This window comes from Dickeya oryzae (assembly GCF_020406815.2).
GTDB classification, from domain to species: Bacteria; Pseudomonadota; Gammaproteobacteria; order Enterobacterales; family Enterobacteriaceae; genus Dickeya; species Dickeya oryzae.
Window position 1 is genome coordinate 3,220,994 of record NZ_CP162670.1, and the last position, 21,507, is coordinate 3,242,500.

General features: G+C 51.0%; 18 protein-coding genes. All 18 read right to left on the minus strand.

From position 1 onward, the window contains the following. Positions 1-70: 70 nt before the first annotated feature. The 18 genes from LF929_RS13980 to LF929_RS14065 all read right to left on the minus strand — a co-directional run bounded on the left by LF929_RS13980 (position 71) and on the right by LF929_RS14065 (position 21,036). On the minus strand, positions 71-1,078 hold the full coding sequence (locus tag LF929_RS13980) for an NAD-dependent epimerase (protein WP_226093491.1): 1,008 nt from the start codon (positions 1,076-1,078) through the stop codon (positions 71-73). 105 nt (positions 1,079-1,183) lie between these two features. After that, a complete protein-coding gene (gene cpsG / locus LF929_RS13985; protein ID WP_210175346.1) occupies positions 1,184-2,557 on the minus strand; it encodes a phosphomannomutase CpsG in 1,374 nt (457 codons plus the stop codon). Between the two features lie 14 nt (positions 2,558-2,571). Continuing rightward, positions 2,572-3,999, minus strand: a complete 1,428-nt coding sequence (locus LF929_RS13990; RefSeq protein ID WP_016941885.1) for a mannose-1-phosphate guanylyltransferase/mannose-6-phosphate isomerase — start codon at positions 3,997-3,999, stop codon at positions 2,572-2,574. A gap of 198 nt (positions 4,000-4,197) precedes the next feature. Continuing rightward, positions 4,198-5,034, minus strand: coding sequence for a glycosyltransferase family 2 protein (locus LF929_RS13995; RefSeq protein WP_210175345.1), 837 nt, complete (start codon positions 5,032-5,034; stop codon positions 4,198-4,200). A 126-nt stretch (positions 5,035-5,160) separates the two neighbouring features. Continuing rightward, on the minus strand, positions 5,161-6,432 hold the full coding sequence (locus LF929_RS14000) for an oligosaccharide flippase family protein (protein ID WP_210175344.1): 1,272 nt from the start codon (positions 6,430-6,432) through the stop codon (positions 5,161-5,163). Next, positions 6,429-7,349 (minus strand): glycosyltransferase family 2 protein, encoded by a 921-nt coding sequence (locus tag LF929_RS14005; RefSeq protein ID WP_210175343.1) that lies wholly within the window; start codon positions 7,347-7,349, stop codon positions 6,429-6,431. The genes LF929_RS14000 and LF929_RS14005 overlap by 4 nt, the downstream gene beginning before the upstream one ends. An 80-nt stretch (positions 7,350-7,429) precedes the next feature. Next, positions 7,430-8,287, minus strand: a complete 858-nt coding sequence (gene rfbD / locus LF929_RS14010; protein WP_210175342.1) for a dTDP-4-dehydrorhamnose reductase — start codon at positions 8,285-8,287, stop codon at positions 7,430-7,432. After that, entirely contained in the window at positions 8,284-8,820 is a 537-nt protein-coding gene (gene rfbC, locus LF929_RS14015) for a dTDP-4-dehydrorhamnose 3,5-epimerase (RefSeq protein ID WP_038903820.1), read from the minus strand. Before rfbC ends, rfbD begins: the two co-directional genes overlap by 4 nt. Position 8,821: 1 nt before the next feature. Then, positions 8,822-9,691 (minus strand): glucose-1-phosphate thymidylyltransferase RfbA, encoded by an 870-nt coding sequence (gene rfbA / locus LF929_RS14020; protein WP_038903819.1) that lies wholly within the window; start codon positions 9,689-9,691, stop codon positions 8,822-8,824. Positions 9,692-9,716: 25 nt separating this feature from the next. Continuing rightward, entirely contained in the window at positions 9,717-10,781 is a 1,065-nt protein-coding gene (rffG, locus tag LF929_RS14025) for a dTDP-glucose 4,6-dehydratase (protein WP_038903818.1), read from the minus strand. Positions 10,782-10,805: 24 nt separating this feature from the next. Next, positions 10,806-12,212 (minus strand): undecaprenyl-phosphate glucose phosphotransferase, encoded by a 1,407-nt coding sequence (gene wcaJ / locus LF929_RS14030; protein ID WP_038903817.1) that lies wholly within the window; start codon positions 12,210-12,212, stop codon positions 10,806-10,808. A 25-nt stretch (positions 12,213-12,237) separates the two neighbouring features. Beyond that, entirely contained in the window at positions 12,238-13,155 is a 918-nt protein-coding gene (locus LF929_RS14035; RefSeq protein ID WP_210175341.1) for a glycosyltransferase family 2 protein, read from the minus strand. Positions 13,156-13,231: 76 nt separating this feature from the next. Further along, complete coding sequence (locus LF929_RS14040) at positions 13,232-14,035, minus strand: glycosyltransferase family 1 protein (RefSeq protein ID WP_226093492.1); 804 nt, start codon at positions 14,033-14,035, stop codon at positions 13,232-13,234. 384 nt (positions 14,036-14,419) lie between these two features. Further along, a complete protein-coding gene (locus LF929_RS14045; protein WP_210175339.1) occupies positions 14,420-15,625 on the minus strand; it encodes a glycosyltransferase in 1,206 nt (401 codons plus the stop codon). A gap of 300 nt (positions 15,626-15,925) precedes the next feature. Beyond that, positions 15,926-17,080, minus strand: coding sequence for a glycosyltransferase family 4 protein (locus LF929_RS14050; protein ID WP_210177364.1), 1,155 nt, complete (start codon positions 17,078-17,080; stop codon positions 15,926-15,928). A gap of 178 nt (positions 17,081-17,258) precedes the next feature. After that, positions 17,259-19,430: a tyrosine-protein kinase Wzc gene (wzc, locus tag LF929_RS14055; RefSeq protein WP_038907421.1), complete on the minus strand. Its 2,172-nt coding sequence runs from the start codon at positions 19,428-19,430 to the stop codon at positions 17,259-17,261. 16 nt (positions 19,431-19,446) lie between these two features. Continuing rightward, the gene (locus LF929_RS14060; RefSeq protein WP_019845466.1) at positions 19,447-19,881 is read right to left on the minus strand and encodes a protein-tyrosine-phosphatase; all 435 of its coding nucleotides are present in this window, start codon (positions 19,879-19,881) and stop codon (positions 19,447-19,449) included. Positions 19,882-19,899: 18 nt separating this feature from the next. Next, a complete protein-coding gene (locus LF929_RS14065) occupies positions 19,900-21,036 on the minus strand; it encodes a polysaccharide export protein (protein WP_038903810.1) in 1,137 nt (378 codons plus the stop codon). Between the last annotated feature and the right edge of the window lie 471 nt (positions 21,037-21,507).

A 21,507-nucleotide genomic window follows, 5' to 3' on the forward strand; every position in this document is an offset into this window, starting at 1 on the left:
CCGTCACAGAACATAGCAAAGCCGCAGAAATGTCCGCCGCCTAATGCCGTAATATCTCGTTTTATGTCGTTCAGGCCTGATAGAAATCCCGATACCAGTCTACGAAGGCACGCACTCCTTCGCTCACCCCAACTTGCGGCCGATAGCCTGTCACCGCGAACAGATCGCTGGTGTCGGCATAGGTCTGATAAACATCACCAGCCTGCATCGGCATAAAGTTTTTCACCGCCTCACGTCCCAACGCCGACTCCAGCGCAGTAACGAAATCCATCAACCGCACCGGGCTGCCGTTGCCAATATTGTAGAGCCGGTAAGGTGCGGAACTGGTGGCTGGCGAGCCGCTTTCCACCTTCCAGTCAGCCTGACGCGTCGGTATTTGATCCACCACACGCAGAACACCTTCCACGATATCCGTCACATAGGTGAAATCACGCCACATATCGCCCTGATTGTAGATATCGATCGGTTCACCAGCCAAAATACGGCGAGTGAACTTAAACAACGCCATATCTGGACGCCCCCACGGCCCATACACCGTGAAAAAGCGCAACCCGGTAGTCGGCAGGTCATACAGGTGCGAGTAGGAATGCGCCATCAGTTCGTTGGATTTCTTGGTCGCGGCATACAGCGAAATCGGGTGATCGGTCGAGTCGGTGGTTTCGAACGGCGTTTTGCTGTTCAATCCGTATACCGAACTGGAAGAGGCATAAATCAAATGGCCGACGCCGCTGTGGCGGCAGCCTTCCAGCACATTCAGGTGGCCGATCAGGTTACTTTGCGCATACACCATCGGGTTTTCCAGCGAGTACCGCACCCCGGCTTGTGCCGCAAGATGGATAACACGCTCGAATTTTTCCGCCGCGAACAACGCTGCCATTGCCTGACTATCGGCAATATCAATGCGTTCAAAACGAAAACCGGCCAGCGTGCGCAGTTTTGCCAGCCGCGCCTCCTTGAGCGATACCTCGTAGTAGCTGTTGAGGTTGTCTATCCCCACCACCGTATGGCCGGCAGCGCAGAGTGACTGACAGGTAAAGAAGCCGATAAAGCCGGCCGCTCCGGTAACAAGAAATTTCATTCAGGAACTCTTAACGTGACTTGAATGGCAGAGATAATACCATCCACCGCCTTGATTCAGCACCCGCTAAGCGCGGAAAACTGCAAGAGGGTGCCAGAAATCGCCTCAACATTGACGCAACAGCGCCAGAATCGTCCGGGTTTTTTCTTCCATTAGCCGAACATCCTGTCGTGATTCGACATTAAGCCGCACCACGGGTTCAGTGTTGGAACTGCGCAGATTAAAACGCCAGTCTGCAAATGTCAGGCTGATGCCATCGGTTTCATCCACCGCCAGTGCCTGTGGCTCCAGGGCGGCGCGCACACGGGCGATAGCAGCTACCGGGTCAGTCAGCACGGAGTTGATCTCGCCGGAAGCGGGATAGGCGCGCATACGTTCGCTCACCAGTTGCGACAGTGATTGTCCGCGAACACTAATCAATTCCGCCACCAGCAACCACGGAATCATACCGGAGTCACAATAAGCAAACGAGCGGAAGTAGTGATGCGCGCTCATTTCACCGCCATAAATGGCATCCTCCTTACGCATCCGCTCCTTGATAAAGGCATGACCGGTTTTCGACATCACCGGATTTCCACCTTTGCCGGTCACGATATCCACCGTGTTCCAGGTCAGGCGGGGGTCGTGAATGATGGTGGAACCCGGTGCCTTATTAAGGAATGATTCCGCCAGTAACCCGACAATATAATACCCTTCGATAAAGCGTCCCTGATGGTCAAACAGGAAGCAACGGTCAAAATCGCCGTCAAACGCCACACCAAAATCCGCCTGATGCTCCACGACGGCACGGGCGGTATCGGCACGGCATTCCTGCAGTAACGGATTAGGAATGCCATTCGGAAAAGTGCCATCGGGTTGATGATGGACTTTGATAAAGGTGACTGGCGCACCATGGCGGCCTAACGCCACCTCCAGTGCATCCACCACATGACCTGCCGCTCCATTACCACTATTGATGACGATCTTCATCGGCGTCAGGTTACGCGGATTAATGTACGACATCAGATGCTCGATATACGGCGACGATATCGCCAGTGTTTCATAGCGACCGCGATGCTGAGGATTGACGGGAGCAAAACGGTTTTCCTGCGCCAGACGTTGAATGTCCTTGAGTCCACTGTCGCCGCTGATAGGTTGAGAACCAGCGCGCACCAGCTTCATGCCGTTATAATTAATCGGGTTATGGCTGGCGGTCACTTCAATACCGCCGTCCATGCCAAAGTGAAATGTCGCAAAATAGACTTCTTCTGTACCGGATAACCCGATGTCGTAGACATCGACGCCGGCATCGCGCAGGCCATCGGCCAGTGCGTGTTTCAATGCTTCACTGGTTAGCCGAACATCGCCCCCAACAACGACACGTTGAGGTTGAATAACCTCGGCATAGGCCCGTCCAATGCGGTAGGCTATCTCTTCATTGAGCTCCGTTCCCAACTCACCGCGAATATCATAGGCTTTAAAGCAGGTTAATGCGGACATCTGCCCTTCTCCCTTTATACCCGACCATAACGGTCATGCAAACGAACGATGTCGTCCTCTTCCAGATAGCGTCCTGAACGCACCTCAATCATCACCAGGTCAATCAAACCGGGGTTTTCCAGCGTGTGTACCGCCCCTGGCTGGATAAACGTGGACTGGTTTTCCGACAGAAAATAGGTGTTGTCATCAACCTGAACCCTGGCCGTGCCGGACAGCACGATCCAGTGTTCCGCTCGGTGAAAATGTTGTTGCAACGACAGGCCCTGCCCTGGACGCACAGTGAGTTTTTTCACCTGATAGTGCTCACCGGCATCAATGTTGCAGCTCTTGCCCCAGGGGCGAAATGACTCGGTGTGATCACGAAACTGATGGCGATTTTGCGCTTTCAGACGCTCTACGACTTTTTTGACGTCCTGCGCCCGTTCTTTCGCCGCGACCAGCAACGCATCCCCCGTGTTGACGATAATTGCGTCATCAATACCGATGGTTGCCACCAGCGGTGCAGAAGTAGAGACGTAGTTGTTGTGGCTATCCAGCGTGATGACATCCCCTACGGTTACGTTGCCCTGTTCATCCTTCTGCGATACCTCCCATAAGGACGACCACGACCCCACATCGCTCCAGCCAGCGTCAAAGGCGATAACGACCGCATCGTGCGTTTTCTCCATCACGGCGTAATCAATGGAATCATTGGGGCAATCGCTAAACGCACGCGACTCCACGCGGATAAAGTCCATATCACGCTGGCTGCGTGCCATCGCCACACGCGTCAGTTCGTAAATATCGGGTTGATGGTGTTGCAGTTCATCGAGGTATTTGGCTGCACGAAACATAAACATGCCGCTGTTCCAGCAATATTTACCCGATGCCAGATAACGCTCGGCGGTTGCCAGGCTCGGTTTTTCCACGAACTCATCGACCGTAAACCCACCATCAGTAAGTGGTTCACCGGTCTTGATATAGCCATAACCGGTTTCCGGCGTGGTCGGGACAATACCAAACGTCACCAGCTTGTTTTCGCAGGCATACGGCAACGCCTGCTGAACAGCCAGATGGAAGTTTTCGGTTTTCTTAATCAGATGATCGGCGGCCAATACCAACAATATGCTGTCAGGGTCGGTTTTCACACTCAGGTGGGCGGCCAGCGCAATCGCTGGCGCGGTATTGCGCCCGGTGGGTTCCAAAATAATGTTGCCACCCAGTTGTTGCTGTTCGCGTAACTGTTCGGCGACCAGAAAACGATGATCCTCATTGCAGATAACCAGTGGTCGCTGCTGTACCAGAAACGGCACCCCCTGCAAGCGCGCCAGCGTATTTTGCAATAAGCTGTACTGGCTCTCATCGCCCAGTGACAAAAACTGTTTGGGAAATAATTCTCGGGATAGCGGCCATAATCGGCTACCACTGCCACCAGCCATAATGACAGGAATAATGTTAGACATATCACACCTTACTAAATGTGGTGGTGATACCCACATATTTCAGGCAGCAGCGACGTACACACGTTGCGCCTGAATCATAGTGGGCATAGGGGTATTACTAAAGTTTATTGAATAAAATAAAGCTCAGATTGAAGACGTAATTCAGCCTATCACCAGGAATAATTAATTTAATTCATCGATAAATTTATTAATAAAAAACTAACTACAGCGAGGGTGCTTACCACGAAAGAAGGCCTGAATAGCAACCAAAACTGTTTTAAACCTCAAACGAATAAATTGCTTAAACAGCCGCCAACCAAGATGGTAATACAAGTGAAACTTGGGATATCGACGCGCTGACACCGCCAAATCAATCAGGTTTTCCGTTATTCTGAATTCACTTTCTTTCTTTTCAGAACGAGAAAGCGCATGCTCCAGATAACAACTGCTTTTCAGTAAAAAGGTTTCGCCGTCTGCACTCAGCCGGTGTATACGACGAAACACGCTGACATCAACCCCGTACAGCGCATAGTTCTCATCGAATAATGACAACCCATGCCGCTCGAACACATCCCATAACCGACGGTGAATAATCAGCCCTGAGCCAATAGAAAACGCCGTTGCCGGATCCAACTCCTGCTCATTCAGTACGATCTCCCCTCGAGATACCGGGTAGTAAGTTTTGTAATTAATACTGGAAATAATCCTGGGGCACTCAATATCTGCCTGAGTATGTTCTACCGCAAACCAGAAAGATTCATTTATGGTGGTATCATCATCCAAAATGACCCATCGCTCCACCTGCAGATTATTCATAATAAATTGATTATATACCTGACTCAGCGGTTTATTCTCAAGACAATTCACCAGGTCAACTTGCTCATAAATCGTTCTCAGTCGCAGAAAAAAAGCATCCTCCTCAGAAATACGAAATGGTCCGTTATTATGAATAGTTAACTTAACATGTTTAAATGGATGTTGAATCAACGTCTGCAGCGTTGTCGACGATTCCAGTCCCTTATTGTACAACACCACCAGAATGGCATTTCTTATCATGACTCTCTCCTGGGAAAACAGGGTGACAACAGCGACTCCATTCAGATACTCGGTATTATCCCTGTTTATGATTAAATGCTGATACAGTCGTTACATTATTGATGGGATAGCTATTGATGGGTTAGCTTATTGGGATAGATCTGCCATCCGATGACCCAGTGTGTTCTTTTTCATCACCATTCCAAAGAAGAGTACGGTAATGATAAGTTCCGTCGCCCCGACCGCCACGGCGACGCCTGCAACCCCCCACCATTCGGCAAAGAAAAACAGATAGGAAAAGTGGCATAGCAGCCCAACGAAATAGACGCGTTTCAGATAAAGACTCAACCCGGCAGGAATAATGATCAGATTAACCAGAATGATCGACAATGAAATCACAAACTGCGTGACTATCATGATGGTCAGCAGCGCATTAACATTGTACTCCTTACCGAACACCCAGTGGATTAACGGCGCGCCCACCAATAGATTGCCCAAAAAAGCGCAGCCGGTCAGCAACGAAAACATCATGAGTACCTTTTTCAACCGGGTCCGAATGGCGCTGTACGCCTGCTGATTGTACAAACTGCAAATATGGCTGAAATTACCCTGCACAATCGGGTTATACAACTGACGTAATACGGATGCCAGCCTGTCCGCTACTGCATAGTGGCCCAGTGCCGCATCGCCAAACAGAAACTTGATGAAAACGGGGTTAAGATAAGTGAACCCCAACGTGAAGAGCGACGCGGAGAAGTTGTGAAAACTCTCCTTGATTTCGCCCATCACGGTTTGCCGATTGATACCAGATAACTGCCAGCTTACCGATTCGCGACGTTTCAACTGGCACTGAATCACCAGCCCAACCAGCACTGGGGGAAACAGTTGAATCAGGGCTGCCAGATAAATATCCGCTGGTGAAGCCACTAGCAAAAAGATCAAACCCAGCGCCAGCACGCGAAAAATCAGGTTCAGGATAGCCAGACGGGAGTTTTTCCCCATCCCTTGAAAGAGCCAAGCGGCTGACAGCAACGAACTCAACGACGACACCAGACCGATAAAAAACAGGATACCGTCCATTTTCGACTGCGCCGTTAACAAATCCAGCACGGTTCCTGTCACCATCATTACCGCGAATAACAGGGTCTTGGCACATTGCACATTCGAATACAGGATAGTGATCGCGGCCATGTCACCGGCATGAGTGCTGACTTTTCTGGCGGCAGAGAAGTTAAACCCAAAATCGACAATAAACAGCGCGATAAAGCTGATGGACTGGGCGTAACTGAGCTTGCCGAAAAACTCCGCACCCAACACTCTGGCCAGGTAAGGAAACGTCACCAGCGGCAGCAGCATGTTGGAAATCTGGATAACGTAGAGAGAGATAACCTCGCGCTTTATTGCCTTTTTATCACTCATACCATCCACCAGATTGCACAACTCAGCAGCTTCCGCTCGCCGTTACGTGCCCGCCGCATCAATGACAGCTTGTGCCGCACCCCGGCTTCTCCGCGGATCACGCGTAGAAAATCGGGATGGTCAGACTGATGCTGCTGACAAAAGTGCTTCAGCGCGCTCAGCATCATATGGCTGTGCTTGCGAGTGGTGGGATAACTTCTCAGGCACAGCAGGCTGTCCGGTAACAGACGTTTTCGCAAAATACCAGGCGCACCAACGGTATTGTTACCATGCTGACGGTATTTAATCAGCGGCCTATCCACGTAGGTTATCTTGCCGCTATGGGCGGCTATCATCGCAATCCACCAGTCGTGCATGCGGATCTCGTCTGGCATCGGTTCTATCAACCGTTTCAATGCGCGGTTAAACAACATCGCGCAACCCGGAATATGGTTGCTGACGACAAAATCCTCCGGCTGGCTGGCCGCTGACGATTTAATCGAAGCACGGTAGAAAGAGGGATACAACGGCTCCAATACCGTATCCACAATTGCCAGGTCGGAAAATGCCAGTACCGGCATACTTCCGCCCTGTTCATGGGATTGGACCTCGGTTAACAACAACGCCAGTTTTTCCGGTACCCAATAATCATCCTGGTCGCACAAAGCAATATAGCCATCTTCACAGCAGGCAACCGCGCGGCGGAAGTTTTTCATCGCGCCAAGGCCTCCCTCTCCGGGATAAAGGCGGATTTTACCTTGCTGATAAAGCGCATGACTGCGCACCACATCCAGTGTGTTATCACGGGAACCGTCATCACACACATGGATCATGATGTTCTGATGCGTCTGATGCTGGATAGAATCCAATTGCTGTTTGATATAGCGCCCACCGTTATAGGTGGCCAACGCGATACTGATCCGATCGTGACCTGTCATCTCTGCTACCGAAGATAAAGAAGAAATACGAGAACGATGTGCGGTAAATCCATCACAGGATTTACCGCGCCTGATGATTATCAGCGTAATTTAGGAATGATAGTGTTTAATGCCGCCCGCCAAGCGGACGGTGGTATGCCAAGACGGGCTATCTTGGCGCAATCCAGTGTGGAATACGCCGGTCGCGCCGCTGGCGTCGGATACTGCTCGGTGGTAATCGCGTTGACCACCGGTATACGGGCCAACACTTGCTGCTCATTAGCCAGGGTAAAGATAGTGCTGGCAAACTCATGCCATGATACTTCTTCATCACCACAGAAATGGTACAGCCCACCATCGGCCTGCTGCTGTAACAAACTTATAATGGCATCAGCAATATCACCGGCATAGGTTGGGCAGCCTCGCTGATCCGCCACCACCCCCAGGCTCTCGCGCTCCCGGCCCAAGCGCAGCATCGTTTTAACAAAATTGTTGCCGTATTCGCTGAATACCCAGGCCGTGCGTACAATCTGCGCGGCCGGGTTCACTTTCAGCACAACCCGCTCACCGTCGAGTTTTGTCTGACCATAGACACCCAGCGGGTGAGTGATATCCGTCTCGATATACGGTCGGGTAGCGGTTCCGTCGAACACATAATCGGTAGAGACATGGATAAAACGGGCCCCCTGCTGACGAGCCGCGCGCGCCAGATATTCCGGCCCAGCCACATTGATACGCGTAGCTAGTTCCGGTTCCGACTCCGCTTTATCAACCGCAGTATAGGCGGCAGCGTTGACGATAACATCCGGCTGCCACGACTTTACTGTCGCCTGCACCTGCGCCTCGTCAGTGATATCCAGCGAATCGGCATCCGTCGCCAGTACCGACCATCCTTGCGGCAACCGATCCTGAAAGCAGCGTCCCAGTTGACCGTTAGCACCGGTTAACAACACTTTCATCCCCATAGCTCCTTAAATGTTTTACCTTTTTTATCTTTCTCTGATAACAAAGGCGACGCTATCGGCCAGTCGATGCCGATATCTGGGTCATTCCATAACAAACAGCCTTCATGTGCCGGGTTGTAATAGTCGGTGCACTTGTATTCAAAATCTGCCAGTTCAGACAGCACCACAAAACCGTGTGCCAAACCGGGGGGGATCCAGAACTGGGTTTTATTTTCCTCTGACAGCGTAACGCCATCCCAGCGGCCAAAGGTGGGGGAATCGGGCCGGATATCCACTACAACATCAAACACAGCACCACGCACTACGCGTACCAGTTTTCCCTGTGGGTTTACCGTCTGAAAATGCAATCCGCGCAATACGCCTCTGGCCGAACGGGAATGATTATCCTGTACAAAATCCAGGTCGATATCCAACATCTCCTGATAGCGTTTTTTCTCAAACGTTTCCAGAAAAAAGCCTCTGGCATCACCAAACACCTTGGGTTGGATAATTTTGACGCCCTGTATAGCGGTATCATGAACTTGCATATCATATCCCTGTCAACAACTGGGCCAGATACTGGCCATAATGGGTTTTAGCGAGATAACGGGCTTCATCCGCCACCTGTTCACGGGTCAGCCAGCCTTTGCGAAACGCAATTTCCTCAAGACAGGCGACCTTAAAACCCTGACGTTTCTCGATAGTACTGATGAACTGGGAGGCCTCCAGCAGGCTGTCATGGGTACCGGTATCCAGCCAGGCAAAACCACGCCCCAGTACTTCCACATTCAGCTTGCCCTGTTGCAGGTACATCTCATTAAGTGTGGTGATTTCCAGTTCGCCACGTGCAGAGGGTTTAACCTGCTTAGCCATTTCCACCACCTGATGGTCATAGAAATAGAGCCCGGTTACCGCCCAGTTAGACTTTGGCTTGCTGGGTTTTTCTTCCAGCGAAATGGCCTGTTTATTATCGTCAAACTCCACTACACCAAAACGTTCTGGGTCCATCACCTGGTAACCGAACACCGTCGCCCCGTCAGTACGGGCAGCGACGCTCTCCAGTTTCTTACCAAAGCTCTGCCCAAAGAAAATATTGTCACCCAGTACCAATGCGCAGGTATCACCGTCGATAAAGGTTTCGCCAATCAGAAACGCCTGTGCCAAACCGTCCGGTGACGGTTGCTCGGCATAGCAGAGATTCAACCCGAACCGGCTACCATTACCCAGTAACCGACGATACGCGGGCAGGTCCTCTGGCGTGGAAATGATCAGGATATCCCGAATGCCGGCCAACATCAGTACCGAAATCGGATAATAAATCATCGGCTTATCGTAGATGGGCAACAGTTGCTTCGATACCCCACGGGTAATCGGATAGAGTCGAGTGCCGGAACCGCCTGCCAGTACAATGCCTTTCATTGAACTTTCCTTAACTAGAATACGATTAAAGGGGTAAACCTAAACGTTCACCGGTATAGGAGCCATCCTTAACGCCGCGCCACCAGGTTTCGTTCGCCAGATACCACTCCACTGTCTTACGGATACCGGACTCAAAGGTTTCCTTTGGTTTCCAACCCAATTCCCGGTAGATCTTCGAAGCATCGATCGCGTAACGCAAATCGTGTCCCGGCCTGTCGGTCACATGGGTGATAAGCTCAGCGTAATGACGGATACCAGCCGGCTTCTCCGGTCTCAGCTCATCCAGCAACGCACAGATGGTTTGCACTACCTCAATATTTTTCCGCTCGTTATGACCGCCAATGTTGTACGTCTCCCCTACCTCTCCGGTAGTAACGACGGTATAGAGCGCCCGCGCGTGATCTTCGACGAACAACCAATCCCGAATCTGGTTGCCTTCGCCGTAAACCGGCAGCGGTTTACCTTCCAGCGCATTGAGGATCATCAGCGGGATAAGTTTTTCCGGGAAATGATACGGCCCATAGTTATTGGAACAATTGGTCACCAGCGTTGGTAAACCGTAGGTTCTTAGCCAGGCACGCACCAGATGATCGCTGGCGGCTTTGGAGGCGGAATACGGACTACTCGGTGCATACGGCGTGGTTTCTGTAAACAGATCATCAGTACCATGCAAATCGCCATACACCTCATCGGTCGAAATGTGATGGAAACGAAACGCGGCCTTGCGCGCTTGCGGTAACGCCGACCAGTACTGCCTCGCGGCTTCCAACAACGTATAGGTCCCAGTAATATTGGTTTCAATAAAGGCGGAAGGCCCATCGATAGAACGATCGACATGACTCTCCGCCGCCAGATGCATCACCGCATCCGGCTGAAAGGTCGTAAACACCCGATCCAGCGCAACCCGGTCACAGATGTTGACTTTCTCAAACAAAAAACGGGGATCGGCCGCCACCTCTTTCAACGATGCCAGATTACCGGCATAGGTCAGGCAATCGACCACTATGACCCGATCCTGCGTATGCTGAATGATGTGACGCACCACGGCTGAACCAATAAACCCAGCCCCACCCGTTACCAGAATATTCATGAATAGTGACCTTTCAGAAATGAGTTAATACGCGGATTTACCCACAAATCCTTTGAAAATTGTCAGAAAGATAATCTTGATATCCAGCCAGACACTCCAGTTTTCGATATAAAACAGATCGCATTCCACCCGTTTTTCCATCTTCTCCAACGTGTCGGTTTCACCACGCCAGCCGTTAATTTGCGCCCAACCGGTGATACCTGGCTTCATTTTGTGCCGCAGCATATAACCCTTGATAAGCTTGCGATACTGTTCATTGTGCGCCACCGCATGAGGTCGCGGCCCGACAATCGACATTTCGCCACGAATCACGTTGATAAACTGCGGCAGCTCATCCAGCGATGTGCGACGCAAAAAGGCACCTACCGGTGTAATGCGCTTATCTCCCTTACAAGCCTGAATAACCGTGTCGCCGTTTTCCATCACCGTCATACTGCGAAATTTCCACACTTCTATCGCTTTGCCGTCCATGCCGTAACGCGTCTGCCGGAATATCACCGGCCCTTTGGAGGTCAACTTGACCAACAACGCAATACCCAATAACAGCGGGGAAATAAGCACAATAATCATCGACGCGACCACGATGTCCTCCAACCGCTTGAGCAACCGGTTCACACCGCTCATCGGCGAGTCATACAGTGACACCACCGGAATGCCGTTGATGATGTCACTACGGGACTGCAGTACGTTGAACGCCAGAATATCTGGTACCAGCATCACCGTGCAGGTGGTATCCGTCAGCACTGACATCAGGTGGTTGATCAGGTCCGCTTCCTGTAACGAGAACGCGATATAGATCTTATCCAGATCCCCTTTACGCGCCCGCCTGACCAGTTCTTCCACATCCCCCAGACAGCGGATGCCATTGCGCTCATAACTGTACTGAAACTGGCTGCTTTCAGAAAAATAGCCGATGATGTTCAGTCCCAGCCAGGGTGCCTGTTTAATACTCTCCGCCAGATATACCCCAGCCGGTTGTGCGCCGATAAACGCCACATTGACCTTGTTGTAACCCAATTTTCGCAAATATTGTATCACGACCCGAATCAGGGTGCGTGATATCACAAATCCCGCCACGGTAAATAAAAACCAGACCGCATGAAAATGGTAACCAATATATTGATTAGGCACTAAGGATAGAATACCGGCACCAAATGTAATGCTAAGCCCCCAATTAATAATCAGCGTGCGGATCTCGGCATACAATGCTACCCCTCGCCATGAGCGATAAAAATGGGTAAAGCCCGCCAACAGTTGAAAAACGGAGAAGCTTATCAACGCAATCAAATACGACGCTGTTGATATTTCTTTTTTGGTTACCAGACATGCCAACACAACACTGATAAAGATTACAGCCATATCAGAAAAACGCTGTAATACCGACACCAGAGAAGGAATAGCATAAACCACATTTTCTTTTTTCCTGACCATAGTCGTTCACCTGTAGAAGTAGAAGTTATTGCCAGAATCTTTTATGCATACTCAGTTTGCTGATTAAGCCATGAGGTATTTTTTGATAATGCTGCCCTAACTTATATCCCACAATTTTCAGGGCATTGTGCACACAGGCACAAGGGATCCACAGATAATGATTTTTTTTCATCAGATAACGGAGCTCGGAAAAAATAAACCGCATCCCTTCGCCGCCAGCACCGCCAAACGCCTCCCTAATCCATTTTTCGTCACAGTGGAAAACACCAATATCGAAATAACGTTTAAATTCCTCTATCGGTGTATAATTATGCGAGTGCTTAACCGCCGCTTGTGCAACATACGCTACCCGATATCCCGCCAGTACCGCCTGCGCTGCCAGATACATATCCTCACTGAGAATCGTGTTAGACGGAAATCCCCCTAATTCATGGAATACCTTCACCCGGTAGGCGGCAAACGAGTTCGAACTGAACACCGTCTTGATGCCATGCTGCGCCTTATTCATCATCCCCATAATCTGACTGCGAGAACGGTAGTTAAAACCGCGCGCATGGCGGGCTAGCGGGTTGGCATCGTCATGTGGCAGCTGACGTCCATACGCCACGGCAACCCGCTCATCAGTGAATGCCGACACAATCTCACGAATAAAATAAGGCTGGGGAATCGCATCCTGGGTCAGGAACACCACCACATCACCGCCACTCATTTCCACACCGAGGTTACGTGTGCCACCGTGATTAAATTCGGCGGAGGTAATCGAGTGACAACGAAAACCATAGTGGGCAGCGACATCAAGCGAGTTGTCCCGTGATGACGAATCAATGACCAGCACCTGCTGAGGTGACAATTTTTCAGCGACCAGACAGGCATGCAGCGCCGCCGCACACTGCTCCCAGATACTGCCGCCGTTATATACCGGAACGACAAAGTTGACTTTCATATCGATTCTCTTGCACATCTGAATGGCACACAGGAATAGCGAAAACGCTATTGGTTTGGTTACACCGCACTGGGTCTCAATGCCCCAATACGCGCAACGTTTCAGATGCACACCGCTTCCAGGTCAGCGATCGCGCGAACGACTCACCCTTTTCCCGCATCCCCGTTGGCCCTTGACCGGTCACCAACTGGTGAATACCTTCGGCGATAGATTCCACCGACAATGGATCGACCAGGATCGCCCGTTTTTCACACAACTCTTTCATTGATGTGGTGTTACTGGTTAATACCGGCAGGCCATAGCACATGGCTTCAAGCGGTGGTAAACCAAAACCTTCGTACATCGAGGGATAGCAAAAACCGCGCGCGTGCTGATACAAACTCACCAGTGCTTCATCACTGACATGGCCGGTAAATACCACCGCCGGGTTGTCGGCCAACGCTTGCGTCCCGTCATCCTCAAAAACCCGTGAGACGCCTTTCTTACCCACAATTACCAGACGCATATCCGTGTGGCTTTCCTGCCTGAATCGTAGAAATGCCTTGATTAATCGGGGAATATTTTTCCGTGGTTCCAGTGACCCCACCGACAGCAAGTAATCACCATCCACCACCGGCAGACTTTTTCCCGTTTCACTACCGTCAGCCTCTGGCTGTAGCACATCCACGCCGTTATAAATCACCGACACCTTACTCGCCGGTACGCGTAAATGGTGGATGATGCGTTCTCGGGAAAATTCAGAGATAGTGATGATGTGTTCTACTTTTTTCGCCAGGCGCGGCTGCATGAATTGATACCAGGCCACAAATTTTCTATTCAGCCACTCCGGGTGATCAAAAGGCACGGTATCGTGGATAGTGACAATCTGATTTTTAATCAATAAAGGCCCGGTATTACAAGGAGACCATAATATCTCTCGTGAAGAGATATTCATTGGCAGAGAAAATTGCTCCCACAAATGTCCTTTCATACCATAAATAACCCTGTCAGGCTGTATTGACGCCACCCTGACACCCTCATTGGAAATATAATCAATAATCTTTCTGGTATAACGTTGCACGCCGGTAGTGTGCCCCAGTAAATTACGTGTATTCACATACATGAATGACATCCCCTTCCGGTTACACGGAAATAGTGAAACCGTTTAGATAAGATAGAATATTTTTGCTGGGTTCCCTACCCAAAGACAAGTGAGTTAATACATTGCTCGAGTTAACACATTGAACAAGTTAATACGTTATTCAAGTTAATACATTGATGTGTTTTATTTTTCACCTTTTGCGGGTGATAAATAATGCTGATGACATTCAGGCATCAGTATTTTCATATAAGCGCATTCAAATTCACCGGCAATTTTCTCTGGCGTGAAGGCATGCAATATTTCCGAACGGATCGGTTCGACATGTTTATTAATTACTGACTCGAGAGAGCTCTCTTCCATGAAATAAATATTCGGTAATAGGGTCGATAATTCACTGACCGCCCCCATACGGTTAGTCAGTACAATCTTTCCATAAAACACACTCTCTACCACTACCCGGCCGAAGGGTTCATGCCATTTTACCGGCAATACCACAATATCCACCTGTTGCATAAACGCTTCCAGGCTCACAAAGCCCAGTAACGTCACCCCGCTATCGCGAGCTTCCGCCACCAACGGATTACCGGGATTGATATGCCCAGCAGCACAAAAGGCATACTCCGGATAATGACGGTAATGGCGGGCCAGCAGGCAAAATTCGTCAAATCCCTTATCCTGCGCCAGCTTACCGATAAAACCGATACGCCAGCGTTTTCTGTTGTCTGCAACTACTACCGTGTTTGATTCAACATCCTCAACCGCAGGCAACACAATGTCATAAATGAACGACTGCGGTACGCCGGGGAAAAATCCTGCCCGATGGTGGCGTTCAAAAATAAACTGGCTAATGCCGACATACCCATCCACCAGTCGGCTATAGCGTCTTTTCAGCCAGGACAGCAGACGAATACTGGCAGCGTATGGATCCTGATTTCGCCCCCGACTAAACAACGTTGCGTTAGGATGAAACAGATAATAATCCCGACTGGTGTGCAGAATTTTTACCCCACAGGCTTTCGCCGCCGACCAGGCCGACACCGAAAATCCGGCAATATTGTTGGTGTGAACCAGATCCGGCGCAAAATCCCGAATGACCTCCATCACGGTGACTCGCATCGCACTGTTGTAGTGATCTTTCAGATGCCAGCGTATTTTCTGACAGAAAGACCTTTTTTCACCATCAAACGGCCAGTAATCGTTAGCTAACGGCACATAACACACAGCAACACCATTAATTACCGTTTCACTGCGCTGCTTTTCCGGCGTCAGACACAGCACTTGTACCTGGTGATGCCGTTGAACCAACGCTTCCGCCATTAACTGCACGGAAACTTCGGCTCCCCCTACCTTATAAGGGTGATATAACGTATTAATAATCAGAATTCGCATGGTGCGTTGTCCCTGGCAAATACGGAGTCGGCACAGACGATAGCCGTCTTCTCCGTGTTACATAAATGGTGTTAAGAATCAAATTGATAGCCAAACTAACCCAGAGCAAATAAAGCAATGCGCTAAAGACCACATTCTTGATTGCAGCACCATGACCGCCAGTGCAACGTTATGCGTTTTCTTTATTCATCATTTCATAGGCAAAAGCGAAACTGCCTTTGTCTATCAATATACGGCTGATTGATTCAGCTCACGTGAAACACACGGATACGTTGGATTGCGTTGTATTAAGCGGTTATCTCAGGCCCCCAGTACGTTGCGGTACGCCTGTTCATATTCCTGTGCAACCCGGCTGGGTGTGAAATGGGCCAGCATGTCAGGACAAAGCGGCTCAACATGCTTCACCACATCGTCCATCTGGGTCTCTTCCATAAAATAGATGTTCGGCAGCATAGCAGCCAGTTCACCCACAGCCCCCATCCGGTTGGTCAGGACTACCTTTCCATGGAATATGCTTTCTACTACCACGCGACCAAACGGTTCGTGCCATTTCACCGGTAACACCACCACATCGACCTGTTGCATAAAGTCTTCCAGATTGACAAAACCCAACAATGTCACCCCACACTGACGGGCCTCTTCCACCAGTGGATTATCCTGAGTGATGCGGCCTGCGGCGTAAAAGGCATAGCCGGGTCGATGACGGTAATGCCGGGCCAGCGCGCAAAAATCATCAAATCCTTTCTCCGCCGACAGTTTGCCGATAAAACCGATTCGCCTGACGTCCGTTTGCCCGGTACACTCCTGATTTTCGCCACCGCCCTTGACTGCCGGTACCGTGTTATAAATAAAGGCATGGTGAGCATGAGGGAAAAAACCGGCCTGACGATGCATCTCGCTAATAAACTGGCTGATGCCGACATAACCATCGACCTGACGACTCAATCGTTTTTTCATGACTGACATCAGGCGGATAGCTGGCGCATCAGGATCCTGGTTATGCCCTTCAGAAAACAGGGTGGCATTATGGTGAAACAAGTAATAATCCCGACTGGTGTGTAGAATTTTCACCCCGCAGGCTCTCGCCGCCGACCAGGCCGACACCGAAAACCCAGCAATATTGTTGGTGTGAACGATATCGGGCAAAAACGCCTGAATTTCACGCATGACCGCCCCGCGCATATCGCGGTTATAGTAGTCTTTCAGGTGCCAGCGTATCTTCTGAACGAAAGAGCGCTGTTGCCCGTCGAACGGCCAGTAATGATTTGCCAAAGGCAGATAGCACACCTCTACGTCATTGACTTTCTGCTCACTGCGCTGTGAGTCAGGCGTCAGGCATAACACCCGAACCTGATGGCCGCGTTGCACCAGCGCTTCAGCCAGCAACTTAACGGAAACCTCCGCGCCGCCCACTTTATAAGGATGATATAAGGTATTGATAATCATTATTTTCATATTGGCTGTCCTTATTCTAATCGTTTATACCCGCCCTAATTCCTGATGGCCGCCCTCGTTCCCCTTTATCCCTGACATAGCGTCAGGGGAACCACAGCCAGCTCCACATCCCTGCTACTTCTCTCTCTTTTTTTAGTGCTCCCGGCGCTTTCGGTGTGCCATCAGGACATACGCCTGACTACTTTTTATCTGAACCGTAAGAATACTGATAAGAATCATAACCATAGCTGTAATAACTTAATGCCCGGCGGATAACCGCATTCAGGATAACCCCCTTAATCGGTGCCCCATTCTGCTCAAAACGCCGGATGCTGATTTCCACTTCTTTTGGCGTATTCGTTTCAAAACGCGCCACCAGCAGCGAGGTCCCCGCCTGTCGGCTGATAATTGCTGCATCGGTCACCGCCAGAATGGGCGGTGTATCTAACAGCACGATGTCGAATTGCCGGGTCGCCCAGTTGATGAAGTCGGTAAAGTGACTGTGCATCAACAGTTCTGAAGGATTCGGCGGGATCTGACCGCGCGGAATAAAAAACAGGTTCTCCACCACCGTGGTACGCAGTGCTTGTTGCGCCTCGATCTGCCCGGACAAGATATCCGACAATCCACGTTCAGGCGTCGCCCCCAACAAGTGGTGGGCATACCCTTTGCGCATGTCACAATCGACGATCAATACTCGCTGGCCCGCCTGAGCGATCACCGCCCCCAGATTGGCACTGATAAAGGATTTACCGATCCCCGGGCTGGCACCTGAAATCATCAGCACATTGTTTTTCGCCTCCATCATGGCGAAGTGCAGGCTGGTGCGCAGACTACGAATCGCTTCGATCGCCAGATCGGCCGGATTGCCCACGGCTAACAGCGAATCAGAGCGGGCATTGCGTTTGCGGTTCTTGCCGACGAATTCCCGATCTTTCTTCTGTTGCCACTCCGACAGTGGCACACTGGCGTACACATTGATGCCAAGCTCTTCGAGTTGCTCCGGGCTTTCAATCCCGCGATGCAGCAACGTTTTCAGCAAGACGAACCCGATAGCCGCCACACCACCCAGCATTGCGGCCAGCACAATTACCAGCGTTTTCTTGGGTTTCACCGGTTTTAACTGCACCACCGCGGGGTCGATAATGCGCACGTTACCGACGGTGCTGGCTTTATTGATGCTCAGTTCCTGTTGCTTATTCATCAGCTGGACATACACTTCCTGCCCGACATTCACATCCCGCGTCAGACGGACAATTTCCTGCTGAGTTTTCGGCATGCTGCTAACGCGCCGATTCAGGCTGTCCCGCTCCTTTTCCAGCGTGACGCGTTTTTCCAGTAACGCCCGATAAGCCGGATGCTCACGGGTATACAATTTAGAAATTTCCGCTTCGCGGAACGTCAACTGATTGAGCTGAGACTCAACATCTACGATGGTATCCAGCACTGACTTGGCTTCCAGCGACAAATCCACCGAATCCTTCTGCTGACGGTACTTATTGAGTTTGTCTTCTGCTGTTTCCAGCGATGCCCGCACCAGTGGCAATTGTTCCTTCAAAAATGCCAGGCTTCTGGCCGCCTCTTCTGACTTGCGGTCCACATTCTGTTGCAGATAGTTATCACTGATACTGGTCAGCGTCTTCTTCACCAGTGCAGGGTCGCTGCCTTCCAGCGTTAACTGCAATACGCCGGTATCCTTCCCCTTATCCGCCACCGACAATTCCGCCAGAATGTCATTGATAGCCGTTAGCGTATTTTTTTTCCTGACGGTAAACACGGTTCCCGGTGGTGCGTCGGTACTACTCACCAGCAGACTAAAGCCATGCTGAGAGGCGACTTGGCCGATGTGGCCGGTAAAATCCGCCTCCTTACCGGCGCTAAAGCGATAAGTGCCGTTCTCCCCGATAGCCAGCGTCATTTTTTCATCCAGCCAGCTGTCCGGTACCGACAAGCGGGACACCACCACGCGAGCCGGTTCTTCATCTTTCAGGCGGGCGAGACCTTTGCCAAACAGCGGGAAGTACTGCTGCTCCACGTCGGTATCCAACCCCAAATCCTGTACGGTTTTCCCTACCACCATCCGGGAGCGGAGCAATTCGACTTCCGGCGCAGACTGCGGTTTGGTATCCGGCAACACTTTGGAAATATCGCTCATGAGCGAATCGCTGACGTTCTGTTCGACCTGTACCATCGCATCCGCCTGATACACCGGGGTTGCCAACAGCGCATACAAAATACCCAGCATGGTAAAGATGGTGGTGATACTGATAATGAGCCAGCGGTGATCCAGCACAGTGCCCAGTAAACGCCCTAGGTCAATTTCATCCGCCTTGTCCGCTTCAGCTGTTTTCACGGCAATTCTCTCTGACATCGTAATCCCTGACTGGTTAACGGCTCAGCGCCTGCGCCCACTTACGGGCAGATTGTTCAAGTTGGGTATACACAAACTCAAAGGCTTCCCGGCTCTTGCGGTACGGGTCGGTGATCTCCTGCTGGTTAAACCAGTGCCCGAACAACAACGTTTTCCCTCTGACCTCTGGGGCGAAACGGCACACGGCATCAACGTGCGCCTTTTCCATCACCAGAATCAGGTCGTAATGCCGACACAGCGACGAGGTCAACTGACGTGCGACATGTCCACCTAGCGATACACCGTGCTCAGCGGCGACCAGACTGGCCGTTTCATCGGCCGGTTTCCCTTCCATCGCCCGCCAGCCAGCGGAGGCCACGGTTTTCTCCGGCAAAGCCTGTTTGAGTAAACGCTCGCCGGTTGGTGAACGGCAGATATTGCCCTCGCAAATGACCAAAATGCGGTTAAACATCAACACCTCCCTCGGTAATTACGGCCAGGTACGAACGCGCAGACTGCCTTCGCTCAGGTCATTAAACCCACTGATAGTTGGTACCAGTTGCGAAATCAGGCGGTTCCAGCGTGCGACCGGCGCTGAGGTGACATACACCACGTCATAGGGTTGCAACGGGAATTCGGATCCCATCACCAGTGCGGTGGCGTCTTTGGTGTTGAGCTGATAAATGTTGGCCAGTTTTGGCCCTTGCGTACCGCGTAGCGGACGGATAACAAATATGCCGGTCGCATCGGCCACCAGTTGGTTTATCCCTTCTGCGCTACCCAGCGCTTCGGTCAGCGTCATGCCGCTGCGATCCATCTTCAGGGTCGATTGTTTATTCACTTCCCCCATCACGAAGACTTTCAGGTCATCGTTACGGGGTACAAACAGAATGTCGCCGGGGTACAACAGGCGATTCTGAGACAAATCCCCGTTTTGCATCAGCGCCTGTAGGGAAATCCGTTCATCCTTGCCGTTATGCGTCAGCACCAGGTTGCGCCAGTCAGCGAACTCGCTCAACCCACCGGCATTGTTGATGGCATCCAGAATCGTCAGCGGTACGTTGGTAATAGGTTGTTGCCCCGAGTGTTCCACTTCCCCTGTCACATAGGCTTTTTGTGAGCGGAATGCGGCGACGCTGACCTCTACCTGAGGTGACTCGATGTATTGCGCCAGACGGCGCATGATTTCATCGCGCACTTCGGTCAGGGTTTTATCCACGACACGCATCTTGCCGATATAGGGATAAAAAATGGTGCCGTCGGCATGAACCCAGTTACCGGTGTCGGCAGCCGTGCGGTAAGTCCCTGCCGGCGTGGTCAATTCCGGGTGATCCCACACAGTCACCATCAGTACATCACCGATACCGATGCGGTATTCGTAGCGTTTCAGTTCCGCCTCGAGCGACGGGTTATTCTGGGCAATCGCCGGTCGCAGGCGCATTTTGTCTATCAGCAATGGGGTGATAGGGTAAATGTTGACCAGCTTATTGATATTGAAATCATCATCCGGCTGTTCTATGACCTCTTTTCCACTGGTAGAAAGGTGCGTACCTGGCACCAGCGTACAACCCGCCAGGAATGTCGCCGACAACATCAGCGGTATAACTTTCAGTGTTGGTTTTAACATCCTTTATGCCATCGCTTTTTAGTAAAGTGAGAAACAAAAGAGCAGCATTGCTTGACCGATCCCGCTTCGGGCAACCAGACGCCTTTCGCTCATGCGTTGATCGGTAATGAATTGATGAGATGTATTTTCGCTCCTGTTCCAACGTCAAATTCTTATAGCCAGAGCCGCCGCCGCTATCGCAACGTGCTCAAAAAGAAAGCAAAACGGTGATGTCAGCGGATAAGCCGCTGAATGTCGGGCACGGCAACCCGAAGGACTCCCGGCGTGGGAAACCCGGTGGATAAAACGGCGGCATAACGCGGCGTTGTTATCCGAGCATTGTGTTTGAAAATCGTATTTGAAAAGTGAGGGAGCGCGCGGGCAACAGCCGGCTGGACACACATCGGCTGCGAGCCAGTCGACTGAAAACGAGCCGATTGAAAACGAATCAACTGAAAACAAGCCGTTTCATCAGGCCGCGCGGTTACATCG